Annotated in this window: 23 protein-coding genes; 9 read left to right on the plus strand and 14 right to left on the minus strand. The window is 62.7% G+C overall.

The window, feature by feature from the left end; genetic code table 11:
- The first annotated feature begins 141 nt into the window (after positions 1–141).
- Complete coding sequence (locus ACIPHM_RS06805; RefSeq protein WP_400325914.1) at positions 142–1284, plus strand: porin; 1143 nt, start codon at positions 142–144, stop codon at positions 1282–1284.
- 104 nt (positions 1285–1388) lie between these two features.
- Here ACIPHM_RS06805 and ACIPHM_RS06810 read toward each other — a convergent pair whose 3' ends face one another.
- Entirely contained in the window at positions 1389–2438 is a 1050-nt protein-coding gene (locus ACIPHM_RS06810; protein WP_400325917.1) for an aldo/keto reductase, read from the minus strand.
- Positions 2439–2844: 406 nt separating this feature from the next.
- Between ACIPHM_RS06810 and ACIPHM_RS06815 the strand changes: the two genes are divergently transcribed.
- Positions 2845–3819 carry an AraC family transcriptional regulator N-terminal domain-containing protein gene (locus ACIPHM_RS06815; protein ID WP_400325920.1) on the plus strand — a complete coding sequence of 325 codons (975 nt, stop codon included), beginning with the start codon at positions 2845–2847 and terminating at the stop codon, positions 3817–3819.
- A 2-nt stretch (positions 3820–3821) separates the two neighbouring features.
- Here the strand turns inward: ACIPHM_RS06815 and ligD are convergent, their stop codons facing one another.
- Complete coding sequence (gene ligD, locus ACIPHM_RS06820) at positions 3822–6326, minus strand: DNA ligase D (protein ID WP_400325923.1); 2505 nt, start codon at positions 6324–6326, stop codon at positions 3822–3824.
- 8 nt (positions 6327–6334) lie between these two features.
- Positions 6335–7315, minus strand: a complete 981-nt coding sequence (locus ACIPHM_RS06825) for a Ku protein (RefSeq protein ID WP_400325926.1) — start codon at positions 7313–7315, stop codon at positions 6335–6337.
- A gap of 274 nt (positions 7316–7589) precedes the next feature.
- Here ACIPHM_RS06825 and ACIPHM_RS06830 point away from each other — a divergent pair, with 274 nt between their 5' ends.
- The gene (locus ACIPHM_RS06830) at positions 7590–8243 is read left to right on the plus strand and encodes a hypothetical protein (RefSeq protein WP_400325929.1); all 654 of its coding nucleotides are present in this window, start codon (positions 7590–7592) and stop codon (positions 8241–8243) included.
- A gap of 40 nt (positions 8244–8283) precedes the next feature.
- Positions 8284–8535 (plus strand): hypothetical protein, encoded by a 252-nt coding sequence (locus tag ACIPHM_RS06835; protein ID WP_400325932.1) that lies wholly within the window; start codon positions 8284–8286, stop codon positions 8533–8535.
- A 14-nt stretch (positions 8536–8549) separates the two neighbouring features.
- Here the strand turns inward: ACIPHM_RS06835 and ACIPHM_RS06840 are convergent, their stop codons facing one another.
- From ACIPHM_RS06840 to gtdA, 6 genes are all read right to left on the minus strand, one after another.
- Positions 8550–9494, minus strand: coding sequence for a 2-hydroxyacid dehydrogenase (locus tag ACIPHM_RS06840; RefSeq protein WP_400325935.1), 945 nt, complete (start codon positions 9492–9494; stop codon positions 8550–8552).
- A gap of 254 nt (positions 9495–9748) precedes the next feature.
- Positions 9749–11092, minus strand: a complete 1344-nt coding sequence (locus ACIPHM_RS06845) for an MFS transporter (RefSeq protein WP_400325937.1) — start codon at positions 11090–11092, stop codon at positions 9749–9751.
- 123 nt (positions 11093–11215) lie between these two features.
- Positions 11216–12433: a 3-hydroxybenzoate 6-monooxygenase gene (locus ACIPHM_RS06850; RefSeq protein ID WP_400325940.1), complete on the minus strand. Its 1218-nt coding sequence runs from the start codon at positions 12431–12433 to the stop codon at positions 11216–11218.
- A gap of 96 nt (positions 12434–12529) precedes the next feature.
- Positions 12530–13171: a maleylacetoacetate isomerase gene (maiA, locus tag ACIPHM_RS06855; protein WP_400325943.1), complete on the minus strand. Its 642-nt coding sequence runs from the start codon at positions 13169–13171 to the stop codon at positions 12530–12532.
- Between the two features lie 9 nt (positions 13172–13180).
- Positions 13181–13879 (minus strand): fumarylacetoacetate hydrolase family protein, encoded by a 699-nt coding sequence (locus ACIPHM_RS06860; RefSeq protein ID WP_400325946.1) that lies wholly within the window; start codon positions 13877–13879, stop codon positions 13181–13183.
- 90 nt (positions 13880–13969) lie between these two features.
- On the minus strand, positions 13970–15007 hold the full coding sequence (gtdA, locus tag ACIPHM_RS06865) for a gentisate 1,2-dioxygenase (protein WP_400325949.1): 1038 nt from the start codon (positions 15005–15007) through the stop codon (positions 13970–13972).
- A 175-nt stretch (positions 15008–15182) separates the two neighbouring features.
- On the opposite strand from gtdA, the gene ACIPHM_RS06870 reads away from it, so the two are divergent.
- Positions 15183–16133 (plus strand): LysR family transcriptional regulator, encoded by a 951-nt coding sequence (locus tag ACIPHM_RS06870; protein WP_400325952.1) that lies wholly within the window; start codon positions 15183–15185, stop codon positions 16131–16133.
- A 49-nt stretch (positions 16134–16182) separates the two neighbouring features.
- Here the strand turns inward: ACIPHM_RS06870 and ACIPHM_RS06875 are convergent, their stop codons facing one another.
- Together ACIPHM_RS06875 and ACIPHM_RS06880 are read right to left on the minus strand one after the other, a co-directional pair.
- Entirely contained in the window at positions 16183–16758 is a 576-nt protein-coding gene (locus ACIPHM_RS06875; RefSeq protein WP_400325955.1) for a HEPN domain-containing protein, read from the minus strand.
- A 25-nt stretch (positions 16759–16783) separates the two neighbouring features.
- Positions 16784–17905 carry a ParA family protein gene (locus ACIPHM_RS06880; RefSeq protein WP_400325958.1) on the minus strand — a complete coding sequence of 374 codons (1122 nt, stop codon included), beginning with the start codon at positions 17903–17905 and terminating at the stop codon, positions 16784–16786.
- 249 nt (positions 17906–18154) lie between these two features.
- Between ACIPHM_RS06880 and ruvA the strand changes: the two genes are divergently transcribed.
- Complete coding sequence (ruvA, locus tag ACIPHM_RS06885) at positions 18155–18736, plus strand: Holliday junction branch migration protein RuvA (RefSeq protein WP_400325961.1); 582 nt, start codon at positions 18155–18157, stop codon at positions 18734–18736.
- Positions 18737–18806: 70 nt separating this feature from the next.
- Positions 18807–19715, plus strand: a complete 909-nt coding sequence (locus tag ACIPHM_RS06890; RefSeq protein WP_400325963.1) for a LysR family transcriptional regulator — start codon at positions 18807–18809, stop codon at positions 19713–19715.
- Between the two features lie 214 nt (positions 19716–19929).
- On the opposite strand, the gene ACIPHM_RS06895 is transcribed toward ACIPHM_RS06890, so the two are convergent.
- The gene (locus ACIPHM_RS06895) at positions 19930–21249 is read right to left on the minus strand and encodes an MFS family transporter (protein WP_400325966.1); all 1320 of its coding nucleotides are present in this window, start codon (positions 21247–21249) and stop codon (positions 19930–19932) included.
- A 468-nt stretch (positions 21250–21717) separates the two neighbouring features.
- Between ACIPHM_RS06895 and ACIPHM_RS06900 the strand changes: the two genes are divergently transcribed.
- Positions 21718–22665 (plus strand): 2-hydroxyacid dehydrogenase, encoded by a 948-nt coding sequence (locus ACIPHM_RS06900; protein ID WP_400325968.1) that lies wholly within the window; start codon positions 21718–21720, stop codon positions 22663–22665.
- A 4-nt stretch (positions 22666–22669) separates the two neighbouring features.
- Complete coding sequence (locus ACIPHM_RS06905) at positions 22670–22792, plus strand: hypothetical protein (RefSeq protein ID WP_400325971.1); 123 nt, start codon at positions 22670–22672, stop codon at positions 22790–22792.
- A 25-nt stretch (positions 22793–22817) separates the two neighbouring features.
- Here ACIPHM_RS06905 and ACIPHM_RS06910 read toward each other — a convergent pair whose 3' ends face one another.
- Positions 22818–24041: a DUF2087 domain-containing protein gene (locus tag ACIPHM_RS06910; RefSeq protein ID WP_400325977.1), complete on the minus strand. Its 1224-nt coding sequence runs from the start codon at positions 24039–24041 to the stop codon at positions 22818–22820.
- 7 nt (positions 24042–24048) lie between these two features.
- The gene (locus ACIPHM_RS06915) at positions 24049–24744 is read right to left on the minus strand and encodes a hypothetical protein (RefSeq protein WP_400325979.1); all 696 of its coding nucleotides are present in this window, start codon (positions 24742–24744) and stop codon (positions 24049–24051) included.
- Positions 24745–24749: the final 5 nt, after the last annotated feature.

The raw sequence follows: 24749 nt of genomic DNA on the forward strand, positions 1-24749 counted from the left end.
AACAACGGGGCGAGCGTTACGCGCAAGCCCCCGAAGTACCCGCCGCCCGAGCGTCCCCCGATGCTCGTGCGGCGGCGTTGCAACTGGCCGAATCCACTGACAACAGGCCAGACCACCACACGATCCAATGGAGACTTCACCGTGACCCACAAGGGACTGCCCGCGCTCGCGCTGGCTGCCGGCCTCGCTTTGTCCGGCACATCCGCCTCTGCCCAGAGCGTGACGCTCTACGGCATTCTCGACACCGGCGTCGAATACCTTTCGCACGCCGGAGCCAACAACAGCTCGCTCGTGCGCATGCCGGCCAACACCGGCGCTCTGCCGTCGCGATGGGGGCTGCGTGGCGACGAGGATCTCGGCGGCGGTCTGCGCGCGTTGTTCGTGCTCGAGAACGGTTTCAACGTTCGTGCGGGCGACCTGAACCAGGGCGGACGATTGTTCGGCCGTCAGGCGTGGGTGGGGTTGTCGAATCAGTACGGCACGCTGTCGTTTGGCCGTCAGTATTCGATGACGTTCTGGGTGATGAGCGACGCCGATATTCTCGGCCCTGACCTGTACGGCAGCGGTTCGCTGGACAGCTACATTCCCAATGCGCGCAGCGACAACACGCTCGCCTACAAAGGCGTGTTTCAGGGCCTGACGGTGGGCGCGACGTATTCGTTCGGACGCGACAACGGCGGCACCGGCAACTCACCGGGGCAAGGCACGTGCGCTGGCCAGACCGCTGGACAGATGACGTCCTGCCGTCAGATCTCCGCGATGCTGAAGTACGACACGGCATGGTTCGGCGTGGCGGGCGCGTGGGACGAACAGCGCGGCGGCGCGGGGGCGGCTGCCAACTTCTTCAACGGTGCGGCGACGGTGCCGCTCACCAGTTCGTCGGACAAGGACACGCGCTGGCAGTTGAACGGCTATGTGAAGGGCGGCAACTGGAAGGCGGGCGCGGGGTGGTTGGGACGTCGCGTGCAGACGGCGTCGGCTGCCGTCGCCGACGTGAATTCCGACATGTTCTACGTGGGCGCGTTGTATCAGTTCACCCCGACCTTCGCAGTGGACGGCGAGGTGTTCCGCATGTTGAATGCGCGCCAGAACACGCGAGCGACGATGGCCACGCTGCGTGGCACGTACTTCCTCTCGAAGCGCACGGCGGTGTACACGCAAGTCGCCTGGCTCGGCAACAGCGAGCACGCCGCGTATTCGGTCAGCTCGGGCGGTGCGGGCGGCTCGCCCACGGCAGGCACAAGCCAGTTGGGCGTGAACGTCGGCATGCGTCACACGTTCTGATGGCGAGATGCGACGTGATGCGGCGGCACGTCGCCTCGCATGACGAACAAAAACGGCGCACCGGTTTTACGGTGCGCCGTTCTCGTCGATGACGCTTCAGTCGTTCAAAGCAGACCGGCTTCGGCAAGTTGCGCGCGACGCGGGTCTCCCTGGCGCGAGAGCATCCAGCCCGGGTACTCGCTCGGCAGTGCGCTGGCGGCATCGATGGCGGACAGCTCGCGAGCGCTCAGCGTGACACGCGTGGCAGCGATGTTATCGTCGAGCTGATCGGCACGCTTCGCCCCGATGATGACCGTCGAGACGACCGGTTGCGCGAGCAGCCAGGCCAGCGCGATCTGCGCGACCGACACGCCCTTCTCGGCGGCGATACCGCGCATCACGTCGATGACGTCATAGGCGCGCGCTACATTGACGGGCGGGAAGTCGAAACGCTGACGCCGGGCGCCGTCTTCCGACTGGCCGTCACGCGTGTATTTGCCCGAGAGCAGGCCGCCGGCGAGCGGGCTCCACACCATCAGGCCGACGTTTTCGCTGCGCAGCATCGGCACGATTTCGCGCTCGAGATCGCGTCCGGCCACGGTGTAATACGCCTGAAGCGACGCGAAACTGGCGAGATTCAGACGCGCCGAAATGCCCTGCGCCTTGGCGATCTGCCAGGCAGCCCAGTTCGAGACGCCGATGTAGCGAACGTGTCCCTGACGCACCAGCGTGTCGAGCGCGCCCAGCGTTTCTTCGATGGGCGTGGCCGGATCGAAGCCGTGCACCTGATACAGATCGATGTGATCGAGTTGCAGACGCTTGAGGCTTGCCTTGACGCCGTCCATGATGTGATAGCGCGACAGGCCGCGCGAGTTGCTGCCTTGCGCACCGGTCACACCGAAGACCTTGGTGGCGACCACGACGCTGTCGCGCGGCACCTTGAGGTTGCGCAGCGCCTGACCGGTGAGAACTTCCGACTGGCCTTCCGAGTAGACGTCGGCGGTGTCGATGAAGGTGATCCCTGCGTCGAGCGCGCGGCCGACGAGGGCGTCGACATCGTTTTGCTGCAAGTGGCCGATCTTGCTCCACAGTTCGCCCTGTCCGCCGAAGGTCATCGTGCCCAGGCACAGTTCCGAGACGAAGAGGCCGGTGTTGCCGAGTTTTCTTTGTCGCATTGCATCGCTCCGTTGATTGCCGCCCGTCGCATGTGACCGCCAATGAGGGGAACGGCGGTGTGCACGGGATGGGATGCATTATGCGTCGCGGGGCATCAGGCAAGCAGTACCTGTTCCTGCACATTTCCTGCCTGATTCTGCAAGGGGCCGGATTCGCGGGCGTCGTCCGGCAGGTTTTTTGGCCGCAGAGCACTGTCGAACATGGCGGGAAGGTGAGGGGTGACTGTCGTGCGAGGTGCGTCCTTTCATGAGGTCGTGGCGCGAATCTTGCCGGATCCTCCGGAATTTCTGCCCGATCGTGTCGATGTGGGCCCGGAGGATCAGGCAAGTTTCGGTGGCGAGCGTATGCTGTAGCCCATTGCGGCCGCGGTATCGCGTGCGGCCGGTCTGTCATGAGGACACTTGCATGCATCTCGTCAAAACGCCTCCTCGCGAGGTGATACCCCCGCGAGAGTTTGTGGATGACCCGTCGCACGCTGCGCGCACGGAACTGGTGCGGTTGCTCGACCGTGCCACGCACGGATTGGAGGGCACCGCGCCCACGGCGGTGGACGGCCTGCTCGTGCATCGCATTCTGCATCCGGGCGGTCCGAAACCGGCGATGCAGCAACCGGCGTTTGCCGTCATCGCGCAGGGCGAGAAGCGCTTGCAGATCGGCGAGGAGCATTACGCGTACGACCCGATGCATTACATGGTGTCGTCGGTGCATTTGCCCGTGGTGGCACAGGTGTCGGGGGCGAGCGAGCAGTCGCCCTATCTGGGGATGCGCCTCAATCTCGTGGCCGAGGACATCACCTCGCTCATCGGCGACGAGCATCTGCCACCACCTGCGCCGGCACCGTGCGGGCGGGGGCTGTACGTCAACCGCCTCGATGCGGCGTTGGTGGACGCCGTGCTGCGTTTGCTGCGATTGCTGGACACCCCGCGCGACATTCCGATTCTGGCGCCGATGATCAAACGCGAGATCGTGTATCGCCTGCTGATGAACGGACAGGGCGTATTGTTGCGGCAGATGGCATTGCAGGACAGCCAGATGAACCGCATCGCGAATGCCGTGCGCTGGTTGCGCGATCACTATGCCCAACCGTTGCGGGTGGATGCGTTGGCGCAGGAAGTGCACATGAGCGTGTCGTCGCTGCATCATCACTTCAAGCTGGTGACGGCGATGAGTCCGTTGCAGTATCAGAAGCAACTGCGTTTGCAGGAAGCGCGCAGGTTGATCTTCGCCGCGGACATCGCCGTGGCGGCGGCCGCGCAGGCAGTGGGCTACGAGAGCGCTTCGCAGTTCAGCCGCGAGTACGCACGCGTTTTCGGAGACGCACCGTTGCGCGATAAGCGCCGGTGGTTGCAGGACGGCGATGCAGGCGCACCGCGGGGGTGACTTCAATCCCCCAACCGACCCAGCATCGCCTTCGTCACCCGTTGCTGCGACGCCTTCTCATACGCCGCCCAAGGGTCTTGTTTCAGCGCAGTGAGCCGGTCGACGGCATTGCGCACGTTCCACGCGTCGGCGCCGGGTAAATCGGACAATTCCTCCCAATGCACCGGCATCGAGACAGCCATGCCCTCGCGGGCGCGGGCCGAGTAGGCGCAGACCGTCGTGGCCCCCCGGTAATTGCGCAGATAGTCGATGAAACACTTCCCGACGCGATGCTTCGGGCCCATCGTCGCCGTGAAGCGGTCCGGGAAGACCTGCGCCATATGTTGCGCTACGGCTTGCGCAAATCCTTTGGCGACGTCCCACTCGTGACGTCGCGCCAGCGGCGTCACCACATGTAGCCCTTTGCCGCCACTCGTTTTCACGAAACTCTTCAGCCCTAGCTCATCCAGCAAGCTGCGAATCAGTCGCGCGTCTTCCACGATCTGCGCAAACGCGACGCCTTTTCCCGGATCCAGATCGAAGATCACGCGATCGGGGCGCTCGATCAGATCGCTGCGCGCGTTCCATGTGTGGAACTCCACCGTTCCCATCTGCACCGCGCTGACGAGTCCGGTCGTGTCGTCGATCTGCATGAGCGGCTCATGGTCCGGATCGAGTGACGGGTCGAGCACGTGCACGCCCGCTATCGTCTTCGCGGCATGCTTCTGAAAGAACATCTCGCCGCCGATGCCCTCGGGAGCGCGCAGCACCGCGACCGGACGCTCGGCCAGATGTGGCAGCATCCATCGACTGATCGCGTGGTAATACTCGGCGAGCTCGGCTTTCGTAACGCCCGAGTGCGTGTCCATCACGCGCTCGCCGTGCGTAATCTTCACCGGTAACGCGGCTGATTTTGCGTTCGACCGAGCAGTGCCTGGCATCGATGGCGTTCCCTTTTTCGTGTTGAGCGCGTTGAGCGTGCCGATCGTGTTGATGGAGCCGTTGCGACGAACCTCGCGCCGAATATCCTTCGCGGGCTTATCGCTGCGCATGGCGAGAAACGAGGCCTGTCGCACGTGAGCGTCGCGCGTCCATTCGGCGAAGCGCACTTCTGCGACGAGTTTCGGGCGCAACCAATGCACCCGTGCCGCGCCACCCGGACGCGGCGCGGGTGACAGCGGTGGACTCGCGGTTTCGAGGGCGTCGAGTCGTTTTCGCAGGCGCAGTAACGCCTCGGTGTCGAAGCCGGTGCCGACTTTCCCGGCGTAGCGCAGCGTCTTGCCATCCTCATCGTAGTAGCCGAGCAGCAGCGCGCCGAAGCCCTGACGCGAACCGGCGGGTGACGTGAAACCCAGCACCACGAACTCCTGCCGCTGCGAGCACTTGAGCTTGCGCCACGCGTCGCTGCGCGCGCCGACGTACGGCGAGTCGTCGCGTTTGATCATGATGCCTTCGAGACCCGCTTCGCATGCGCTGTGCCATAGCGACTCGAGATCGCCGTCCACGGGGTGAAGTACACGCACGGCGTCCGTCTCTTTGCCTTCGAAGAGGTTGGCGAGCGCGGCCTGACGTTCGTGCAACGGCTTGTCGCGCAGATCGTGTCCGTTGCACCAGGGCAGATCGAAGACGTAGATGAGGATCGCACTCTGCGCGTTTTCGTCGAATGCCCGCTGCAACGCCTGAAAATCCGGTAAGCCCTGCGCGTTCGTGACGACGGCTTCACCATCGAGCCATGCATTGGGCAGGCCGCGTTGGCGCAGCGCTTCGACGGCGGGCTGGAAGCGATGCGTCCAGTCCTGTCCCGAGCGGGTGAAGATGCGGATGTCGTCGCCTGCGACGCGGATCAGCACGCGATAGCCATCGAGCTTGAGCTCGGCGTGCCAGCCGTCGGGCGACGGCGCCTGATCGACCAATGTCGCGAGCATCGGACGCATGTCCGTGGGCGGCGCGACGCCTGATTTGCGCGTCGCTATCGGTTTCTTCGCAGACGTCGACGCGGTGACATCGTCGCGTCGATGAATCAGCAACCATTGCGGCTGGCGAGCGGGTTTGTCCGTGCGAACGAGCGTCCAGTGCCCGTTCAGCCGCTTGCCATGCAGCGTGAACGACAGTTTGCCGTCGGCGTAATCGCGTCGTGGGTTGCCGTCAGGTGTCCACGAGCCGCTATCCCAGATGTCGACGTGTCCCGCGCCGTAATTGCCTGCGGGTATGTCGCCTTCGAAGCTGGCGTAGGCCAGCGGATGGTCCTCCACCTGAACGGCCAGACGCGCCCGAGTAACGTCGGCACTCGGTTGCTTCGGCAGCGCCCACGACTTCAGCGTGCCGTCGAGTTCGAGGCGGAAATCGTAGTGAAGATGGCTGGCGTCGTGGCGCTGAATGACGTAACGCAATGCACCCGCCGGGCGGGCGCGTTGGCCGCGAGGCTCCGGCGTGGCGGTGAAATTGCGTTTTGCATCGTAAGCGGCCAGCGGATCGCTTTGCTTGCCGCGACGTGTTTTCGTGGGGACGTTCGGCGCGCGTCTCGGCATGACCGCGCTCACTTGGCCCTGGTGGACTTGGCGCGCCGGGTCGCAGCCTTGCCCGGTGCTGCCTTCTTCGTCGCTGTCTTCTTATCGGCGCTGCCGCCGGCTGACTTGGTCGACTTCGCGGACTTTCTATTCCCTGAAGCCTTCGATTCGACATCCTGCGCTGCTGCCTGAACCGCTTCGCGCTGGCCTTTCGTCCCGAGACTTTGCTTGAGCAACGCCATCAAGTCGGTGACGTTGCCGGGACTGGAGAGTTTCGGCGCACTCGCTTCGATCTGCGCGACCTCGCGTGTTTGTCCGGATGCGATCTTGCGGTCGATGAGGGCCTTGAGGTCATCCTGAAACGTGTCGTGATAATTGCCTGGACGCCACGGTCCCGACATCTCGTCGATCAATCGGATCGCCATGTCCAGCTCTCGCTCGCCGGGAGCGGAGCGTTTGTCGAGCTTCTCCTTCGTGAGCCCGACCTCGGCCGGATCGCGCATTTCGTCCTGCCATCGCAGCGTGTCGAGCACGAGCGCGTCGCCTGCGGGCGCCAGCACGGCCAGATGCGCGCGCGTATGCATCACCACGCGGGCGATGCCGAGCTTGCCCGCCTTGATGAGCGCCGCGTGCAGGAGCGCATAGGCCTTCGCGCCCGCACGCTCGGGCACGAGGTAATAGGGCGTGTCCAGATACATGAACGACACGTCCGTCGCGTCGACGAACGCCAGAATGTCGACCGTCTGCGTTGCGGCCGGATTCGCAGCGCGAATTTCGTCGTCGCTGAGCACCACGTAATTTCCTTTCTCGTACTCATAGCCATGGACGATCTGGTCGCGCGGCACTTCCTGGCCGTTCTCCTTGTTGACACGCTTGTACCCGACCGGCGACATCGTTCTCTTGTCGAGCCAGTCGAGATCGAGGGTATGCGTGGTGGACGCGGGAAACAGTGTGACCGGCACGTTGACCAGTCCAAAGCTGATGGCACCTTTCCAGATCGCGCGAGCCATGATTGCTCCTGATGGGGTGCGCCCTGTGCGGGGGCAACGGAGGATGTCGAAGCTGAATCAGGTGTGCAAGTTATCCAGTATAGGTGGCGCGCACGGCGTCTCCTCGCTCCGATTCGCCATATGTCGTTGCGATCCGATGCGCGGTACAGGGGTTCCCGGGCATTGATTTTCTCAATGCGTATTGTTTGCCCATAAGAATTCCTTGATGAAACAAAGCGAAAGGGCAGTCATCCCACAGAAATCGATGCACGAAATCAGCACAGGGAGGTTGGCAATGGCGATGATCGTGGCGGGACGCTTTACAACGTTCGATCAGGCGAATCTGGTGGCGAGCCGCTTGTATGACCGGTCATTTCGGCCGTCCGACGTGTCGGTCTTCTTCCTCACGCCGACCGGACAGCACGCCCGATTCCCCATCGGCGGTGACGTCGATGCCGACGCTGCGGCGCGCCCGGCGGGTAAGGGCGCCGCGCAGGGCGTGATCGCGGGCGGCGCCTTCGGTCTGGCGCTGGGGGCATTGCTGTTCGTGACGATCTGGCGCTTCTGGCTGGTGCCCGTTGTGGGCATGATGGCCGGCGCTTATCTGGGCGCGTTTCTCGGCGCGCTGGCCCGCATGCGAAGCCGTGGGCGCGTATCCGCCAGACGGGCGGGCATGCGCGACGCAGGGGTGATACTGGCCACGCAGGTGAGCGAGTCCACGGCCGATACGGCGATTGCCGTGCTACGCGACGCGGGGGCTGCCGAGATCGAAAAAGCGAGCGGGGTCTGGGAGGATGGTGATTGGCAAGACTTCGATCCGGTGCGGCGAGCCCATGGCGGAGTCGGCGACGACGTCAGCGGGGCGCGTGCCGAGCCGACCATCGGCGTGGCGGCGAACGATCCTGCCAGGGGTACGCGCGCGAGGCCGCGACGCACAGACTGGCTGTAGAATCGATCGCATCGCCCCCAAGACGATCAGGAGGTTCACCATGCTGTCGATCCACACCGGTTTCGTCGTTTGTCCCACCTGCAAATCCCGTTTCGCCGTGGCGGCGAGCGAGCCGAACGTTCAGGCGCTCTACGACTATCTCCATTCGGATGCCGAAGTGAAATGCCCGATCTGCGAGACGGCCTTCACCACGGGCAACGCCAAGAGCAGTATCGAGTTCGAGCCCGTCAACGACGGCGAGACACTCACGTCGTCGCCCGTGCGCAGCATCGACGGGCTCGATAATCACTGAATGGCGTCGGACCCTCACAATGGCGTCAACACTGCTTCACCTGCCTGATAGCGGCGGGTGTTCTCGAGGAACATCGCAATCGTGGCGGCTTCGGCCTCGGGCGAGCGGCCGGCCAAGTGCGGGCTCAGCACAATGTTCTGCAAGTCGATGAGTGCGGCAGGCGGCGACGGCTCGCCTTCGTAGACGTCGAGCCCGGCACCGGCGATGGTGCCATTGCGCAGCGCCTCGGCAAGGGCCGCCGTATCGACGACGCTGCCGCGTCCCAGATTCACGAGGAAACCGTCTTTGCCCAGGGCCTGGAGCACTTGCGCGTTCACCATGTGATGCGTCTGCGCGCCGCCCGGTGCCGTGACGACCAGAATGTCTGCCCACTCGGCCAGCGCCAACACGTTGTCGAAGTATCGATAGTGCGCGGGCAGATCGTCGCGACGCGTGCGGTTCCGGTAGCCGATCGTCATGTCGAAGCCTTCCCCGCGCTTCGCGAACTGGCGTCCGACGGCCCCGAGCCCCACGATCCCGAGTTTCTTGCCCGAGACACCCGGCTGCATCGGCAGCGCGTCGCGCCAGACGCCCTTGCGGCACGCCGCGTCGTACTCCGGAATGCGGCGCATCGCAGCGAGCAGCAGCGCAAAGCCCTGATCGGCGACGGTCGGCGCGTTGGCGCCCGCACCGTTCACGGCAACGATATTGCGCGAGCGCATGGCCGCAACATCGAGATTCTCGTAACCGGCGCCCAGCGCGCCGATCAGCTCCACGTTCGGCAGATGTGCCAGTTCGGCGGCGTTCATGCCACGCGAGCCGTTGGTGAGCACGAAGCGCGCGCGCTCGCCCTCCGGACCCCAGCCTTCGGGCGTGGGATGGTGGCTCGGGCGGTAGATCACGTCGAAGTGGGATTGCAGTTCGGACAACTGCTCGGGATGCATCGGAATAATGACCAGCAGGGAGGGCAGCGACACCATCAATCTCCGTCAGGGGAATTTGGATCGACAGCGCCGGGGGCCGCATGAGTCCCTCGAATTCGCCGTCAGACGCCATGCTATTCCTATCTGCGACGGTTTGCGCGCTGCAACACGCTGCAAATCGCTACGGCATGAAATATTCACGATGGATAGACAAGCGGGCGCCATCGCGCACTGCGAATGGCGCCCGCCGGATGCGATGCACGGATGAGTCGGTTCCGATTGGCGAAACGATTGAGAGGTTGGCGCAGCGCTTACGCCGTCGCGTCGAGCGAGAGCACCGCCTGCCGGTGGCGCAGACGGCCGAGCGTGAGCATGGTGATACCGGCGAGCACGGCTGGCACGCCGATGGCGGCGAAGAGCGCGGGCATCGACCAGCCCATCGCGAGCATCGACGCCCCGCCGACCGACCCGACCACCGAGCCCAGACGTCCGACGCCGTTGGCCCAACTCACGCCCGTGGCGCGGCAGTCCGTCGGGTAGAACCCGGCGGACAGCGCACCCGCACCGACCTGCCCTCCCGAGACGCAGAACCCGGCCCAGAACACCGCCACCGATGCGAGCACCGGCGAACTGGCCAGCGGACCGACCGCCGCCACGCACACGCCCGCCAGAACATAGGCCGCCGCGAGCACGTAGTGCGGATTGACGCGGTCCATCAACCAGCCGAGCACGATGGCGCCGAGCGTGCCGCCCACCTGGAACATGGCGGTGACGATGGCAGCGTTGCGCAGCGTCAGACCATTCGTGCGCAGCAGTGTCGGCAGCCAGCTCGAGAGCAGATAGATGACGAGCAGGCTCATGAAGAACGTCACCCAGAAGAGCAACGTGCCGCGCAGCAATTCCGGTTTGAACAGGTGACGCACCGGTGACGTGGTCGATGGCTTCGTCGCGACATTGAACGTGGCGCCGCGCAGATCCTCATGCGGCGCAATGCGTTGCAGCGACGCGGCCACCCGCTCCGGCGATTTGCCCGCCATCACGAGATAGTGCACCGATTCCGGCAACACGCGGACCAGAATCACGCCGAGCACAATCGGCATGACGCCGCCGACAATCAATACCGAACGCCATCCGAACGCCTCGATCAGGCCCGCAGACGCCAGTCCGCCCAGCGCCGAGCCTAGCGTGAAGCCGCAGAACATCGTTGTAACGAGGAACGAACGACGCGATTCCGGGCAGTACTCCGACGTCAGCGTGATCGCATTGGGCATGGCGCCGCCCAGACCGAGGCCCGTGAGAAAGCGCAGCGCAATGAGGTGCCACAGATCCACCGACCAGGCGGACGCGAGACTCGCCACCCCGAAGAACAACACCGAGAAGATGAGGATGGTCTTGCGGCCGAGCTTGTCGGCGAGCGGTCCGAACAGGAACGCACCGGCCATCAGGCCCGCGAGTCCTGCACCGAACAGCGGGGCGAGATGCGCGGGCGTGAGCGACCACTCGGCCCGAATGGCGGGGGCGATGAAGCCGATGGCGGCCGTGTCGAAGCCGTCGATGGCGACAATCAGAAAACACAGGACGACGATCATCATCTGGAACGGCGAAATGCGATGCCGGTCGATGAACGCCGTCACGTTGATGGGGGTGGCTGGCATGGGTTGTCTCCTCGAAGGTTCCAGAAGCGGCGCGACGGCATTGGCTCGTTGCGCCACGGGACTACGCGCGGTTGTTTTTGGGGCCGCGTCGTGTGTGTTGCGTCGGTGTGCGTCGGTGTGCGCTTATGCGTCAGCCAGCCACGGCGTTTGCGACAGACAGTTCTCCGCGCGCCAGCCGTGCAGCCATTGCAGGGCGTCGTAGAACTGCGTTTGCGTGCGGCCCTTCCAGAGCGAGTTGCGCACCCAGCGATCCACGCCTTTGGCATGATAAACACGCCCCATGTCGCGCGCGCCGTACAGCACACGCGCGGTGCGAGGAATGCGGGCATGTTCGTAGCGACGAAAAGCGTCGGTGAAGTCGCCATTTGCTGCGGCGTAGGCGGCGCCGAGCGTGACGGCGTCTTCCAGCGCCTGACACGCGCCCTGTGCGATGTATTGCGTCATCGGATGCGCGGCGTCGCCGAGGATCGTGGCGCGCCCGAAGCTCCACTGCTCGACCGGATCGCGGTCCGCGGTGGCCCAGCGTCGCCACGACGTCGGACGGTCGAGCATCTGATGCGGCAGCGCGTCGATGCCCTCGAAGTAAGACAGCACTTCCTCCTTGCTGCCGTCGCGCACGCCCCAGACTTCCTGCTCGCGGCTATGGAACGTCACCACGAGGTTGTATTGCTTGCCGCCGCGCAACGGGTAATGCACGAGATGGCAATTCGGCCCCGCCCACACGACCGGTGCGTTGACCTGCAAATCCTTCGGCATGGTCTCGGCGTCGACCACGGCGCGATAGACCACGTGGCCGGTCACGCGCGGCGCGTCGCCGATCAGCGCGGCGCGCACGGCTGATTTCACGCCGTCGCAACCGATCACGGCGTCGGCCGTGTGGCGCGCGCCGTGCTGATCCGTGACGGCGACACCGTTGGCGTCCTGCTCCAGCGCGACGACACGCGTGGCCGTGCGGAATTGAATCCGCGCATTGCGCTGCACCGCTTCGAGAATCGACAGATGGATATCGGCGCGATGGATCACCGCGTACGGATTGCCGAAGCGCGCGCGATAGGGCGCGCCGACATCGACTTGCGCGATGATGCTGCGATCGATGGCGTCGCGCAGCGTGATGTGATCGGTAAACACCGACCGCCCGCGCGCCGCTTCTCCGACGCCGAGCGCGTCGAGCGCCGCGAAGGCGTTGGCCGCGAGCTGAATGCCGGCACCAATCTCGCCGATGGTCTCGGCCTGCTCAAGCAGTTCGATGCGCACGCCCTGGTTGGCGAGGGCCAGTGCAGCGGCCAGACCGCCGATGCCGCCGCCAACGACGAGCGCTTTGGGTTGATGGGGTTGCTTCATGCTTGTCTCCTGGGGCACTGACGGCCCGTCCTGCCTTTTCATCCACTTCGGCCTGTTCGCCGTTCTCGGCCTTGCCTGGCGCTTCACCGCTTCAAATTACGCCGCGTAATCCGGCTGACGATCGGGCGCTGCCGCCAGGAACGCCGGATGCTTCGCCGCTTGCGCAAACACGGCCATCGCTCGCGGATACGCCGAAAGATCGCAGCCCATGCGCTGCGCATTGGCGATCTGCGGAATCAGACAGACGTCTGCGAGCGTGGGCACATCGCCGAAGCACCACGTGCCGTGCCCGTGCTTCGCGAGCAGGCGTTCCACGCCCGCCATGCCCTCGGCGACCCAGTGGCGATACCACACGTCCTTGTGCTCGGCGGACAGCGCCAGCGGCCCTTGCAGATACTTCAGAATGCGCAGGTTGTTCACCGGATGAATGTCGCAACTGATGAGCATGGCGAGTTCGAGCACGCGAGCACGTGCCTCGATGTTCTGCGGCACCAGACGCGTCTCGGGATACTTCGCATCGAGATAGTCGATGATGGCGAGCGACTGGCCCAGCGCGAAGTCGCCGTCGACAATCGCGGGGACGACGGCCGACGCGTTGACCTCGTCGACATACGGCTGTGCACGGTGCTCGCCAACGCGGATGTTCACCGCAATCGTGTCGAACGCCAGCCCCTTGAGCGCGAGCGCGATGCGCACGCGGTACGACGTCGAGCTATTGAAGAAGCTATAGAGCTGCATGGCGATACCTCAGACCACGCGCACCGTGATTTCGCCGAGCCCTTCGACGGCCGTGACCATCGTTTCGCCGGGCTTCACCGGGCCGACGCCTTCGGGCGTGCCGGTGTAGATCAGATCGCCGGGTTCCAGACGGAAGAATTGCGACAGGTACGAGACCGTCTCGGCCACCGACCAGATCAGATGCGTGACGTCGCTCTTCTGCTTCTGCTCGCCGTCCACCGTCAGCGAAATCGCGGCCTTCTCGATGTGACCGACGCTTGATACCGGATGGATCGGACCGATGGGCGCGGATGCATCGAAGGCCTTGCCGATTTCCCACGGACGGCCCATTTCGCGCATCTTCATTTGCAGGTCGCGACGCGTCATGTCGAGGCCCACGGCGTAGCCCCACACATGCGACAGTGCCTCGTCGAGCGCAATGTCCGAGCCGGCCTTGCCGATCGCGGCGACCAGTTCGGCTTCGTAGTGATAGTTGCTCGTCTGCGCAGGGTACTTCAGCGCCAGCGTCTCACCGTAAGCGACCGGCAGCACGGCGTCGGCCGGCTTGCAAAAGAAGAACGGCGGCTCGCGGTCCGGATCGAAGCCCATCTCACGCGCATGGGCGGCGTAGTTGCGGCCAACGCAATACACGCGGCGCACGGCGAACTGGTCATGGCTGCCGACAATGGGAATGGCGACGGTGGCGGGCGGGGTAAAGACGAAGGACATGGTGTTTTGACTCGACGAATGAAGGGGAAGACGGTGAGCGCGCGCCGGGGCGGATGCGTGTCCTGCGCGCGGTCGATGGCGAAGGCGCGCTCAGGTGCGCGACTCGCGCAGCAGATTCAGGGCGGCGAGCACCGGGCGATCGGAGTAACTGAACAGCACGGCGTCGTCGAGCGCTGCGAGTTGCACCGGTGCCCACGAGGGCACGACGAAGTGATCGCGCGGCTCGAACTGGAAGACCTCGTCGCCAATGCGCACGGTGCCGCGGCCTTCGACGACCGAGAAGACCGTGGCATCGGTGCTGCGATAGGTCTTGCCCTGGAAGCCGGCGGGCAGGTATTGCATGAACGTCGCCATCGTCGGCATCGGCCAGCCGCCGGTCGCCGGATTGACGTAGCGCAGCTTGATACCGTCCCACGGATCGAGTTCGCCGTTGCGATACAGCGTGTCGAGGGCTTCGCGCGAGCGGGCGTACGGGTAGCTGAAGATCGGCGACGTCGGGTCGCTCACCTTGTGGTGCACGGGCAGCATGTTGTAGCCGTAGCGCGCGAAGCTGTCGCCTTCGGGGCGCTGTACCGGCTGCTGCGATTCGGGGTAGTTCTCGGCGAAACCTGCGTCGAAGTACTGCACCAGCGGAATGTCGAGGCCGTCGAGCCACACGACCGGTTCGCCGTCTGACGGATTGCCGTGGTCGTGCCACGTCCACGACGGCGTGATGATGAAGTCGCCCGGATGCATGGTGGTGCGCTCGCCGTTGACGGCTGTCCAGGCGCCGCGGCCTTCGACGATAAAGCGCAGGGCCGACTGTGTATGACGATGGCTCGGTGCGATCTCGCCCGGCAGAATCAGTTGCAGCCCGGCGTAGAGCGAACCGGTGATGCTCGACGAGCCGGGCGTGCCCGGGTTTTGCAGAATCAGCACGCGGCGCACGGCTTCTTCGGCGCTGATGACGCGTCCCGCCTCCATCACCAGCGCACGCACTTCGCTGTATTTCCAAAGGGCGGGCACCACGCGCGGGCGGGGCTGGGGCGGCACGAGGCTGTGCAGCGACTCCCACAGCGGGGCCATGTGATTGCGGCCAATGTGTTCGTAGTAGGCAGCGCGCTCGGCGCTGGGGGCGCGGTCGGACATGCTTGTCTCCCTGTGCGATGGGGCCCGGTCGGTTTGCCGTGGCTTTTCGGGTGCATGGATAGCGTTATACTCGGCGAGACATATTCTTTGAAATGAATAAATCATCGGATCCATACGAAAAATCATATGAGTCGGACGATTTCGAGGGCATCGCCGAGGTGCTCGGAGACAGGGCATGGATTGGACTCATCGACTGCGTTTGCGTAATTTGCAGATGCTGCTGACCCTCGCGGAGACCGGCAACATGAGCCAATCCGCGGTACTGCTCAACACGACGCAGCCCGGTTTGTCGAAGTGGCTCAAGGATCTGGAGGACGACATCGGCCTGCCGCTGTTCGAGCGTCAGGCGCGGGGTTTGCGTCCGACGTCGTACGGGGAGGCGCTGATCCAGCATGCGCGACGCATCGAAGCGCAGCTCGACACCGCGCGCGACGATCTCGACGCCATGCGCGAGGGCGGCAGCGGGCTGGTGGCGATCGGCACTTCGGGGGCGTCTTCGGCGGACACGGTGCCGCTCGCGGTGTTGCTGCTGCTGCAACGCATGCCGCGCGTGCAGGCGCGCGTGATCGAGAACACGATGGACCGGCTGATGAATCAGCTCGCGCACAGCGAGATCGATATCGTGGTTGGCCGCTCGGCGCCCGAGTTGCAGGACCGTAACGTGCGCGCCGAGGCGTTGTATCTGGAGCCGTTGCACTTCGTCGCTCGTGCGCGGCATCCGGTGTTTTCGCTCCCGAATGTGGACTGGCCGGACATGCAGCGATATCGCTGGGTGGTCTGGCCGCGCGGCACGCCGATTCGCAACGCGCTGGAGGCGGCGCTGGCCGAGGCCGGGTATCCGCTCCCGAACGACACCGTCGAATCGAATTCGACGATGCTCAATCTCACGCTGCTCAACAACAGCGACATGATCGGTCTGGCGTCGCACCGCACGGCGAGCCGCTTGCAGGCACTTGGCGCGCTGCGCATCGTGCCGCTGCGGCTGGCTGGCTTCGGTGGCGTCTCGATGTACTGGCGCGACGACGGCGCAAATCGCGCCGCGGTGGCCGAAGCGCTCGAATGCCTGCGTTCTGCGGCAACGCGCTCCACCGGGGATTCGGTGATGGGGGTTGAGGGCGAGGGCTGAAGAAGCGCCTTTGAATAAAGGCGACACGGACGCTCAGCAATGGGCGAAATTAGCAGACCAATCTATGAATCGTCTCCCCGAGGTTTCTAAGAAACCGAGTGACATCGCCCGCAGACTGGCGGTCAATTGGCCTCTTCGCTTCCGCGGACATGTCTATATCTGCTTCGTGAACGATAGCATTTCTCCGCGAAACGATTAATTTTAGTGTTGTGCGAACAGTTTTCTCATCGTCCCCCATCTCAGCAGAAATTTTCTGCCATTTTTGATTCTCGCTCCAGATGTAGCTCAGGCCATCTGCGACTTTTTCCGGATCCTGGAATGACAATGTCTTTAGTTTTTCCCGAATGGTTTGGGCGAAAACAATTTCGGATGGCGGTGCAGCGGGAGACCTTAATTGCTCCACAACTTTCAAAGGAATTGGCTCATTGAGAAATTTTGGTGTGGACGGACGATTGCCACTAAAAATATCTACCATCCCAATTCTGATGATGTCGTGGAGCAACTTATCGAATGCGCTGACCGAGTAAACTATTTTTGATCTTAGTAAGTCGTCAAAGCTCACCGGCCCGCGCACATTTTCTGTCAAATAATCATAAATTCCGGTTAGTGCGTCCGCGTCGTTCATGTTAGATCTAAAGGCAGAGATCGACTTAAGCATTTGACATTAGTGAGATGAGTTCTGTGGCGACACCTTCTAGCTGTGCGCGAAGCTTGTCTCGTTTTTCTGCTAAATCTGTCAGAACACTGCCGGCCTCGCCGATTTCACGATCAGATAGTTCAAAGACAGGAACGCCCGCGTTGAATGCTTTTGGGAGTAATCCCCCGAAATCCTGAATTTCCTCAAGGCAATACCCTTCCAATTTGAAGGTGTCTGTGTATATTTCGGCAGGGAAAGTCATTCCAACTTTTGAGAGTGAAGGGACCAGACTGTTCGAAACTGTCGACTTGATTTCGTCGATATTGTCTCGATAAGGTTTCGCGGCACGCCCGTTTCGAACGTTGAATCGTTGGATAATGGTTCCGCCAAATTTTGGTGTGCCAGGACGCAACGGATAGGCCGATTCGGCGAAGATTTCCAGTGAGTTGTTTTTCCAGTTGGCCCAACGAGGCAGTACGGTTTGTAATGTTCCCAACGCCATGACCGAAAAAGGGTCTGGATTCGTTGGAACCACGAAGACATCGCTGTTGAGGAAGAGGTTTTGGTTGATTGCGCTTAGCCCCGGGTTGAGGTCGATTAGCGTGTATTCAATATCGTATTTTTTCTCGGTAAGTGCGATCAGTTCATTGAACGCGCCCGGAAGGTTTTGTAGGGTAGTGATCGCGTTGTTGGCGTTCTGAGCGAATGTTAGTGCTGCATCGTACTCAGATAGATTTGCATGCCCTGGAAGTAGATGAAGATTCGGCGCTCGTGCTACGTCGGGACAGTCAACCGCGACTATCGGGATTGGTTTTCCACTGAAGGCGGCACTTACTCCATCCTTCAGGTTATTGAGGCGAGTTTTGTCATCCACGTAATAGTGATCAAAATCATCGCGGAGAATCAGGCTTGTCAAATTGCACTGAGGGTCCGCGTCAACCAGCAAAACGCGATGCTTTTTGGACAGTATCCAGCCCAAATTGTAGACGGTCGTCGTTTTGCTTACCCCGCCTTTGTGGTTAAACAACACTAAGCGCTTTGCCATTTTCCGGTCCCATGGTTTTTTGAGAGTGTGCCAGAGCAGTGTCGCCGACATATTCATGTAGTGCAACTGTTGAGTTTGAGGGTTGTTCATTACAGGAGTGACGGTTTAATAGGACCGCTAGTGTCGCTGTTCGTGGGCACAGTGGACTGCACGCCGCCGATATGGAACGGAGGAAATCCTTTTTTTTTTCAATGGGATGGCGGGTGTCGCCAATGCGAATTTATCCGACGTTGCCTACTTAGAGGGCGCTGCATGCGCAGAGTCACGCGTCGTGAGGGGAAGCGCGGCTCACCGTTTGCTACACTTGCCGCCTGTCGAAGTCACTCTCTCGGGGCATCAATGATTGGCCGCATCTCCGGCACGTTGCTGGAAAAGAATCCGCCGCACATCCTGGTCGACTGCCAGGGTGTCGGTTACGAAATCTCGGTGCCGATGAGCACCTTTTTCAACCTGCCGAACATCGGTGAGCGCGTCACGCTGCTCACGCAGTTCATCGTGCGCGAAGACGCGCAACTGCTCTTCGGCTTCGGCTCGCCGGACGAGCGCAATACGTTCCGCGAACTGCTCAAGATTTCGGGCGTAGGCGCGCGCACCGCGCTGGCGATCCTCTCGGGCATGAGCGTGGCCGATATCGCACAGGCCGTCACGCTGCAAGAGTCGGGGCGCCTGACCAAGATCCCCGGCATTGGCAAGAAGACGGCCGAGCGTTTGCTGCTCGAACTCAAGGGCAAGCTGGGCGCGCAATTGGGTACAGTGGCGGGCGCGGCCGTGCCGCACGATCACAAGAGCGACGTCATCAACGCGCTGCTCGCGCTGGGCTACTCCGACAAGGAGGCGCTTGCCGCCGTCAAGACAGTGTCCGACGGCACGAGCGTGTCCGACGGCATCAAGCACGCGCTCAAATCCCTCTCGAAGGCCTGAGCCCGAGGCGCACCTGGAGCGGCCCAACCGGTGTGAAGGGGTGAAGGCGTGAAGGCAGTGAGGAGACGGTATGCAACTGCGATGGCTTGAAGACTTCGTCGAACTGGCGCGCACACGCAGTTTCACGCGGGCGGCGGAGAACCGTTTCGTCACGCACCCGGCGTTCGGGCGGCGTATCCGGGCGCTGGAGGAGTGGGTCGGCACGCGCCTCGTCGAGCGCAGCAAACCGCTCGAACTCACGGCCGCCGGCACGGTGTTTCTCGACGCCGCGACCAACGCACTCGACATTCTCCACAGTGCCCGCACGCAGTTGCAGGACGCCGCGCCCACCCTCGAGAACAACCTGAAGATCGCAACCGGGCGCACGCTGGCCGCGACGTTCTTCCCCGATTGGTACGACGAAACCGTCTCGCGCATCGGCTTCTTCACCGCCACGCTTTCCACCAGCGGTGCCGAGGAAGCGATCCTGCGGCTGGCGGCCGGTGAGGTCGATCTGCTGATTGTCTATTCCAGCGCGCATACGCGACTGCTGATCGATCAGGAACGCTTCGACTGGCTGAGCGTGGCGCGCGAAGTGCTGGTGCCGGTCAGCGCCCTCGACGCGAAGGGACGCGCCAGATACCGGCTCGCGGCGGGGCCGTCGCCCATTCCGTGGCTGGCCTTCGCGCGCACGCTCACACTGCGCGCCGTGCTGGCCCGCCATCTCGCCGAGATGCCAAATCGCCCGACGCTCAAGCCCGTCTATCAGGCCGATTCTTATGAAGCCATTCTCGCGATGGCGCGACGCGGCGCCGGCATTGCCTGGTTGCCGCAACGGCTGGTAGCCGACGACGTGGCGCGCGGCACGCTGGCGATCGTCGGCGGCAAGGACTGGCAGATCGGCTTCGATATCGCGCTCTACCGGCGGCGTCACCAGCCGCACCCCGTGCTCGACGCCATCTGGCAGAGCGCACGTCTCGCGGCAGGCGACGACGCCTGAAGCACTAGCGCCCTTAGCCGCGCATCAACGCCGAAGCCTCACCTAACGCGAGGGTCAAGCGGTTTTAAGCGACGGCATCGCTTTCGCCGACGAGGGGGATTCCGGGGAGGGGGGGACAGGCCGTCGCGGGCGGTGGGGCGAGCCCGCGCGAGGCGAAGCGAAAAGCAGAGGGGCAGCAGGCGCGATGCCGAAGCCCGCGCCTGTGCCGTCGCGATCAGTGCTCGTGATGCAGGTACTTCGCCTGACGCGGCAAACGCAAGCTCACGAGGAACGCAAGTACCATCATGCCGGTGACGTACCAGTAGAACGTCGGCTCCATGCCGGCCTTCTTCAGACCGAGCGCCACGTATTCGGCCGAACCGCCGAAGATCGCATTGGCCACGGCGTAGGACAGGCCCACACCCAGCGCGCGAACTTCGATCGGGAACATCTCGGCTTTCACGATACCGCTGATTGACGTGTAGAAGCTCACGATGGCCAGCGCCACACAGATCAAAACGAACGCGAGGACCGGGCTCTGCACGGTCTTCAGCGTCGTGAGGATAGGCACCGTGGCGATTGCACCGAGGGCGCTGAACAGCAGCATGTTGTTACGACGGCCAATCTTGTCCGAAAGCATGCCGAAGATCGGCTGCATGCACATGTAGACGAACAGGCAGCCCGTCATGATGTAGCTCGCGGTCTTGATCGGCATGCCTGCCGTGTTCACCAGATACTTCTGCATGTAGGTGGTGAACGTGTAGAAGATCAGCGAGCCGCCGGCCGTGTAGCCGAGCACCGTGAAGAACGCCGCCTTGTGATGACGGAACAGACCCGTGATCGAACCGGCGTTGCGATTCGTGCGGCTCTCGGCCGTCGACGTTTCGTGCAGGCTGCGGCGCAGCATCAGCGCGACCACCGCCGTGATCGCCCCGATCACGAACGGAATACGCCAGCCCCAGGCCTTCAGTTCGGATTCCTCGAGCAATTGCTGGAGAATCACGACCACGAGCACGGCGAGCAATTGGCCGCCGATGAGCGTCACGTACTGGAACGACGAGAAGAAGCCGCGACGGCCCTTGAGCGCCACTTCACTCATGTACGTCGCCGTCGTGCCGTATTCGCCACCGACCGACAGACCTTGCAGCAGACGCGCGAACAGCAGCAGCGCCGGTGCCCAGTTGCCGATGCTGGCGTACGTCGGGAGCGCCGCGATCAGCAGCGAGCCCAGGCACATCATCATCACGGAGACGACCATCGAGTGCTTGCGACCCTTGCGGTCGGCGATGCGGCCGAAAATCCAGCCGCCGATGGGACGCATCAGGAAGCCGGCCGCGAACACGCCTGCCGTATTGAGCAACTGTGCCGTCGGATCGGAACTGGGGAAGAACGCGGGCGCGAAGTAGATCGCGCAGAAGGCATAGATATAAAAGTCGAACCACTCGACCAAGTTCCCTGAGGATGCCGCCACGATTGCGAAAACACGCTTGCGGACTTCTTCGGGGGTGGGGGGCTTGTTGTCGATTCCTGCGTTGGCTGTAACTGTGTCTCTCATTTCTATTGGCGATGGGGGCATCGCATTGATTACTACGTTTGCAACATAACGCGGGTCCGCCCACTCACCTCGGGAGGAAGGATCACGAAGGAATTCGCGTACCGCGTCGCGGAGCCGGGGCGGGCCACTATAGCGGGTGTCGGCGGGTGCAGACAATGCCCCCAAGCTGGATTGATTGTTGTGTATTTAGCAACAATCAACGCCATTGTTGCGTTGCAGCACGATGATAAGGCCCGCCGGGCGGACATTTGTGCGGCGTCAGGAATGTTTCGGCAGGTGGGACAAAACCCCGAAAATTCTGAAAATATTTTCCCAAATTTGGCGTTTTGCGCGATTTCCTCTGGCTTATGCGCCTGCGCCACGTGCATTTCTGACGCTCATTCATAAGCATTTCGATAACAAATGCTTAGCCGGGCGAGAGGCGGCCGGTACGATGAGGGGCCGCTCCATCCTGATGCCCCGGAAGTCATGCAAGGCGATACGTTATTGATCAAGTCGGGCGGCGCTGCCGCGCTGACCGAATGGCAGCACCATTTCGCGCAACTGATGCCCGGTCTGCGCGTATATGGCTGGGACGACCCGTTTGTCGATGCGCGCAACGTCAAGTACGCGCTGGTCTATCAACCCGATCATGGACGCCTTGCGCACTACCCGCGCCTGCGGCTGATTCTGAGTGCGGCGGCGGGCGTCGACCATATTCTTGCCGATCCGGCGTTACCCGCAGACGTACCCATCGTGCGCATGGTGACGCACGAGACGCGCGAGCGCATGAGCGACTTCGTGACGTTCGCCGCGCTGGCCATCGTGCGCGACTTGCCTGCCCTCGTCATCGCCCAGCGCGACGGACGTTGGGCCAACGAGCTGACCGGGCGCCTCGCTCGCGACACCTGCGTGAGCATGCTTGGGCTTGGGGAGTTGGGGAGTGCCGTCGCCACGCGTCTGCATGCCAACGGATTCCGTGTGAACGGCTGGGCGCGTACGCCGAAGCTGCTCACGGGCGTGAACGTATTCGCGGGCGAAGCGCAACTCGACGCCGTGCTCGCCGAGACCGACATCCTCGTCAATCTGTTGCCCGACACGCCCGCCACGCGCGGCATTCTCGGGCGCAAGCGGTTTGCGCAACTGCCCACGGGGGCGAGCCTGATTCAGGTCGGTCGTGGCGCGCACCTCGACCGGCAGGCGCTGCTCGACGCGCTCGACAGCGGCCGTATGCGCTCGGCCGTGGTCGATGTGTTCGACGTGGAGCCCTTGCCGCCGGACGATGCACTGCGCCGCCATCCGAAAGTGCTCGTCACACCGCACATCGCCTCGACGGTGTCGTACGCGGCGAGAGCGCGTCAGGTGGCGGATGTTGTGGGCGCGCATCGGCGCGGCGCGCCACTGCCGTTCGTCTACGACGCCGCAAGAGGGTATTGAGACCATGTCCGACACCGCACGCGAAGCCGAAGACGCCGTTGCGATCGCGCGCGGCGACGACGCCTACGAACGAAGTCGGCACGACGTGCCGACCTGCGAGATCATGCCGGGCGCCATCGTCACCTGAGCGGGGCAAGCGAATGCCGTCCGCCTTATTGCGATAGAACCCGTCGATATACCCCGTTTTGGCGTTGCAGCGAACCGTGATCGACAAGGTATCGGCGCAGCCGAGCGTAATCGGCTGTGAACAACTGACAGATTTTGGATATCTCCGATTCGGTGTATTGCGTGTCTGGAGCGAAAGCCGTTGCGATCTTCTCGACGACAAGATTCGTTTCCAGTTGCCGGTCGCTCAAATCTTCAGCACTGTGATGCCGTCGATCGGAAATCCCCTCCCAGGCTGTGTCGACGTCGGAAAATCCACCCTCAACTCGCTCAATGAGACCGACGCCCAGCAAACGGGTTACGATTTTTCCAACGGTCTTCGCATCGATGCCGACTCTGTTCGCGATATCGACGAGGCGATTGTCGCCGAGGACGATCGCGGAATAAACGGAGCGCGTTTGGTGCGACGTCATGGCGGCAATGATGGCGTCTTTGCGATGTCGCTGGCTCAACGCCTCCTCGCCAATCGGCAAGTAGCTGCTGCGAATTGGAATTTCTCCCAATTCGATTAGCTCGGACTGCAGCGACTGCGAACGGAGCGCGCGTTCGTCTTGACGGCGTTTGCGCACGACACCCAAGCCGCTCTGGCGGTATTTGTGCAACTCCGGCAGCGTGATGAGCTCGAATGAATCGTCCAGTCTGCGAAACAGCTCTTCCCAGATTGGCACTCTGACTCTGCGAACGCGTTGTGCGCCATCCATGTCGACGGTGGTCAGCATGATGGGCTCGTGCAGGCACAGGTATCCACCAGGCGCGACGTGTTCCCAAAGCGTCGCGACGAAGCGGACATCGTCGGCCGGCGTGCCCGCATCTATCCAAACGATGTCTATCGCCCCCCATGAGGCGATGGTGGCGTCGTCAAGCGCGTGGAAGTTGCTCTTGACGAAGGTAACGAGGTCGCTGCCGACATCGTGATGCTTCAACGCATTCCATGCTTCTTCGGCCGAGGAGCCTTCGGCCATGAAGTTGTCAATGGTGATCAATCTGGGGCGATAGCTATCGGGAATCCCTGTCGGATCCAGAAGTGCACTGCGCTCGTGCCATGTCGAAGCATCGAGTAGTCTCTTGTCGTGTTCCCAATCCTGCCGGGCCTGTTGGAGCGCCTGCGCGATGAAAACCGTGCTGTCGCCGGCACCTATCTCGACGATCGTTGCAGGGCGAGTCATGCGGATGAGCGCCGAGATCAGACTGGCGCTGTTCTCGGTACCCATTCCGGGTCTAATCATGTGCACAGGTGTTCCCTCCAGAAATCAATCGCAACATGTCGGCTTTCACAAAGTGGACGATGTTCGGGTGCAGTGATTCCGGTATCTCGCTCAAAGGCTTGCCCGCGGAGAAGATGTCTTGGGAGGCTTCGCTTAATCGAATGGTTCGACCGTTAAGCTGGTTGATGGCGACACGTCCGATCCCGGGGGCGTCGGCTACGATGCAGGTGGGTTCGATCATATAGCGCAGCGCAGGAGATTTCGGGAACGTTCGGTCAGTTTCGATGAACCCATGTCGATATAGCGCGATCAACAGCGTCCCCGCTTCATGCACGACGCCATTGATTTCCAGACTCCGCAACGCGTCAATAGTGGTTCCTTGCGCAAGCGCCTGAACGTCTTCATGGCGAAACCCTGCAAACGTCTGCGTGTTTTCAACCACGACGAGCGATGATCGAATCCCTCGTGCACCGATAAGCTGCGGCGTATTGCGAGTAATGCGCACGGATTTGGACCACCTGACCCGGCGGTCTGGCGCCAGGAATTCAGGACAGGTAGCGAGTGGGTTCCTCAACTCCGGTGGTCTCGACTTGCTGAGCGTGTAGCTGCCATTTCCGTCGGCCCGGACGCCCTGAAGATACTCGGCGAGTTGCCAGGCATATCCCCCCGTGCCCTGATAAAAGTTTGGTCGAATCGGATCTGCGTTCATGGGGG

Source organism: Pandoraea sp. NPDC087047, assembly GCF_044745225.1.
Classification (GTDB): Bacteria; Pseudomonadota; Gammaproteobacteria; order Burkholderiales; family Burkholderiaceae; genus Pandoraea.

Bases quoted from the DNA above. Each gene is read 5' to 3' on its own strand.
- ACIPHM_RS06810 (WP_400325917.1), bottom strand. From the start codon at position 2,438: ATGCGACAAAGAAAACTCGGCAACACCGGCCTCTTCGTCTCGGAACTG.
- ACIPHM_RS06815 (WP_400325920.1), top strand. From the start codon at position 2,845: ATGCATCTCGTCAAAACGCCTCCTCGCGAGGTGATACCCCCGCGAGAG.
- ligD (WP_400325923.1), bottom strand. From the start codon at position 6,326: ATGCCGAGACGCGCGCCGAACGTCCCCACGAAAACACGTCGCGGCAAG.
- ACIPHM_RS06825 (WP_400325926.1), bottom strand. From the start codon at position 7,315: ATGGCTCGCGCGATCTGGAAAGGTGCCATCAGCTTTGGACTGGTCAAC.
- ACIPHM_RS06830 (WP_400325929.1), top strand. From the start codon at position 7,590: ATGGCGATGATCGTGGCGGGACGCTTTACAACGTTCGATCAGGCGAAT.
- ACIPHM_RS06835 (WP_400325932.1), top strand. From the start codon at position 8,284: ATGCTGTCGATCCACACCGGTTTCGTCGTTTGTCCCACCTGCAAATCC.
- ACIPHM_RS06840 (WP_400325935.1), bottom strand. From the start codon at position 9,494: ATGGTGTCGCTGCCCTCCCTGCTGGTCATTATTCCGATGCATCCCGAG.
- ACIPHM_RS06845 (WP_400325937.1), bottom strand. From the start codon at position 11,092: ATGCCAGCCACCCCCATCAACGTGACGGCGTTCATCGACCGGCATCGC.
- ACIPHM_RS06850 (WP_400325940.1), bottom strand. From the start codon at position 12,433: ATGAAGCAACCCCATCAACCCAAAGCGCTCGTCGTTGGCGGCGGCATC.
- maiA (WP_400325943.1), bottom strand. From the start codon at position 13,171: ATGCAGCTCTATAGCTTCTTCAATAGCTCGACGTCGTACCGCGTGCGC.
- ACIPHM_RS06860 (WP_400325946.1), bottom strand. From the start codon at position 13,879: ATGTCCTTCGTCTTTACCCCGCCCGCCACCGTCGCCATTCCCATTGTC.
- gtdA (WP_400325949.1), bottom strand. From the start codon at position 15,007: ATGTCCGACCGCGCCCCCAGCGCCGAGCGCGCTGCCTACTACGAACAC.
- ACIPHM_RS06870 (WP_400325952.1), top strand. From the start codon at position 15,183: ATGGATTGGACTCATCGACTGCGTTTGCGTAATTTGCAGATGCTGCTG.
- ACIPHM_RS06875 (WP_400325955.1), bottom strand. From the start codon at position 16,758: ATGAACGACGCGGACGCACTAACCGGAATTTATGATTATTTGACAGAA.
- ACIPHM_RS06880 (WP_400325958.1), bottom strand. From the start codon at position 17,905: ATGAACAACCCTCAAACTCAACAGTTGCACTACATGAATATGTCGGCG.
- ruvA (WP_400325961.1), top strand. From the start codon at position 18,155: ATGATTGGCCGCATCTCCGGCACGTTGCTGGAAAAGAATCCGCCGCAC.
- ACIPHM_RS06890 (WP_400325963.1), top strand. From the start codon at position 18,807: ATGCAACTGCGATGGCTTGAAGACTTCGTCGAACTGGCGCGCACACGC.
- ACIPHM_RS06895 (WP_400325966.1), bottom strand. From the start codon at position 21,249: ATGAGAGACACAGTTACAGCCAACGCAGGAATCGACAACAAGCCCCCC.
- ACIPHM_RS06900 (WP_400325968.1), top strand. From the start codon at position 21,718: ATGCAAGGCGATACGTTATTGATCAAGTCGGGCGGCGCTGCCGCGCTG.
- ACIPHM_RS06905 (WP_400325971.1), top strand. From the start codon at position 22,670: ATGTCCGACACCGCACGCGAAGCCGAAGACGCCGTTGCGATCGCGCGC.
- ACIPHM_RS06910 (WP_400325977.1), bottom strand. From the start codon at position 24,041: ATGGGTACCGAGAACAGCGCCAGTCTGATCTCGGCGCTCATCCGCATG.
- ACIPHM_RS06915 (WP_400325979.1), bottom strand. From the start codon at position 24,744: ATGAACGCAGATCCGATTCGACCAAACTTTTATCAGGGCACGGGGGGA.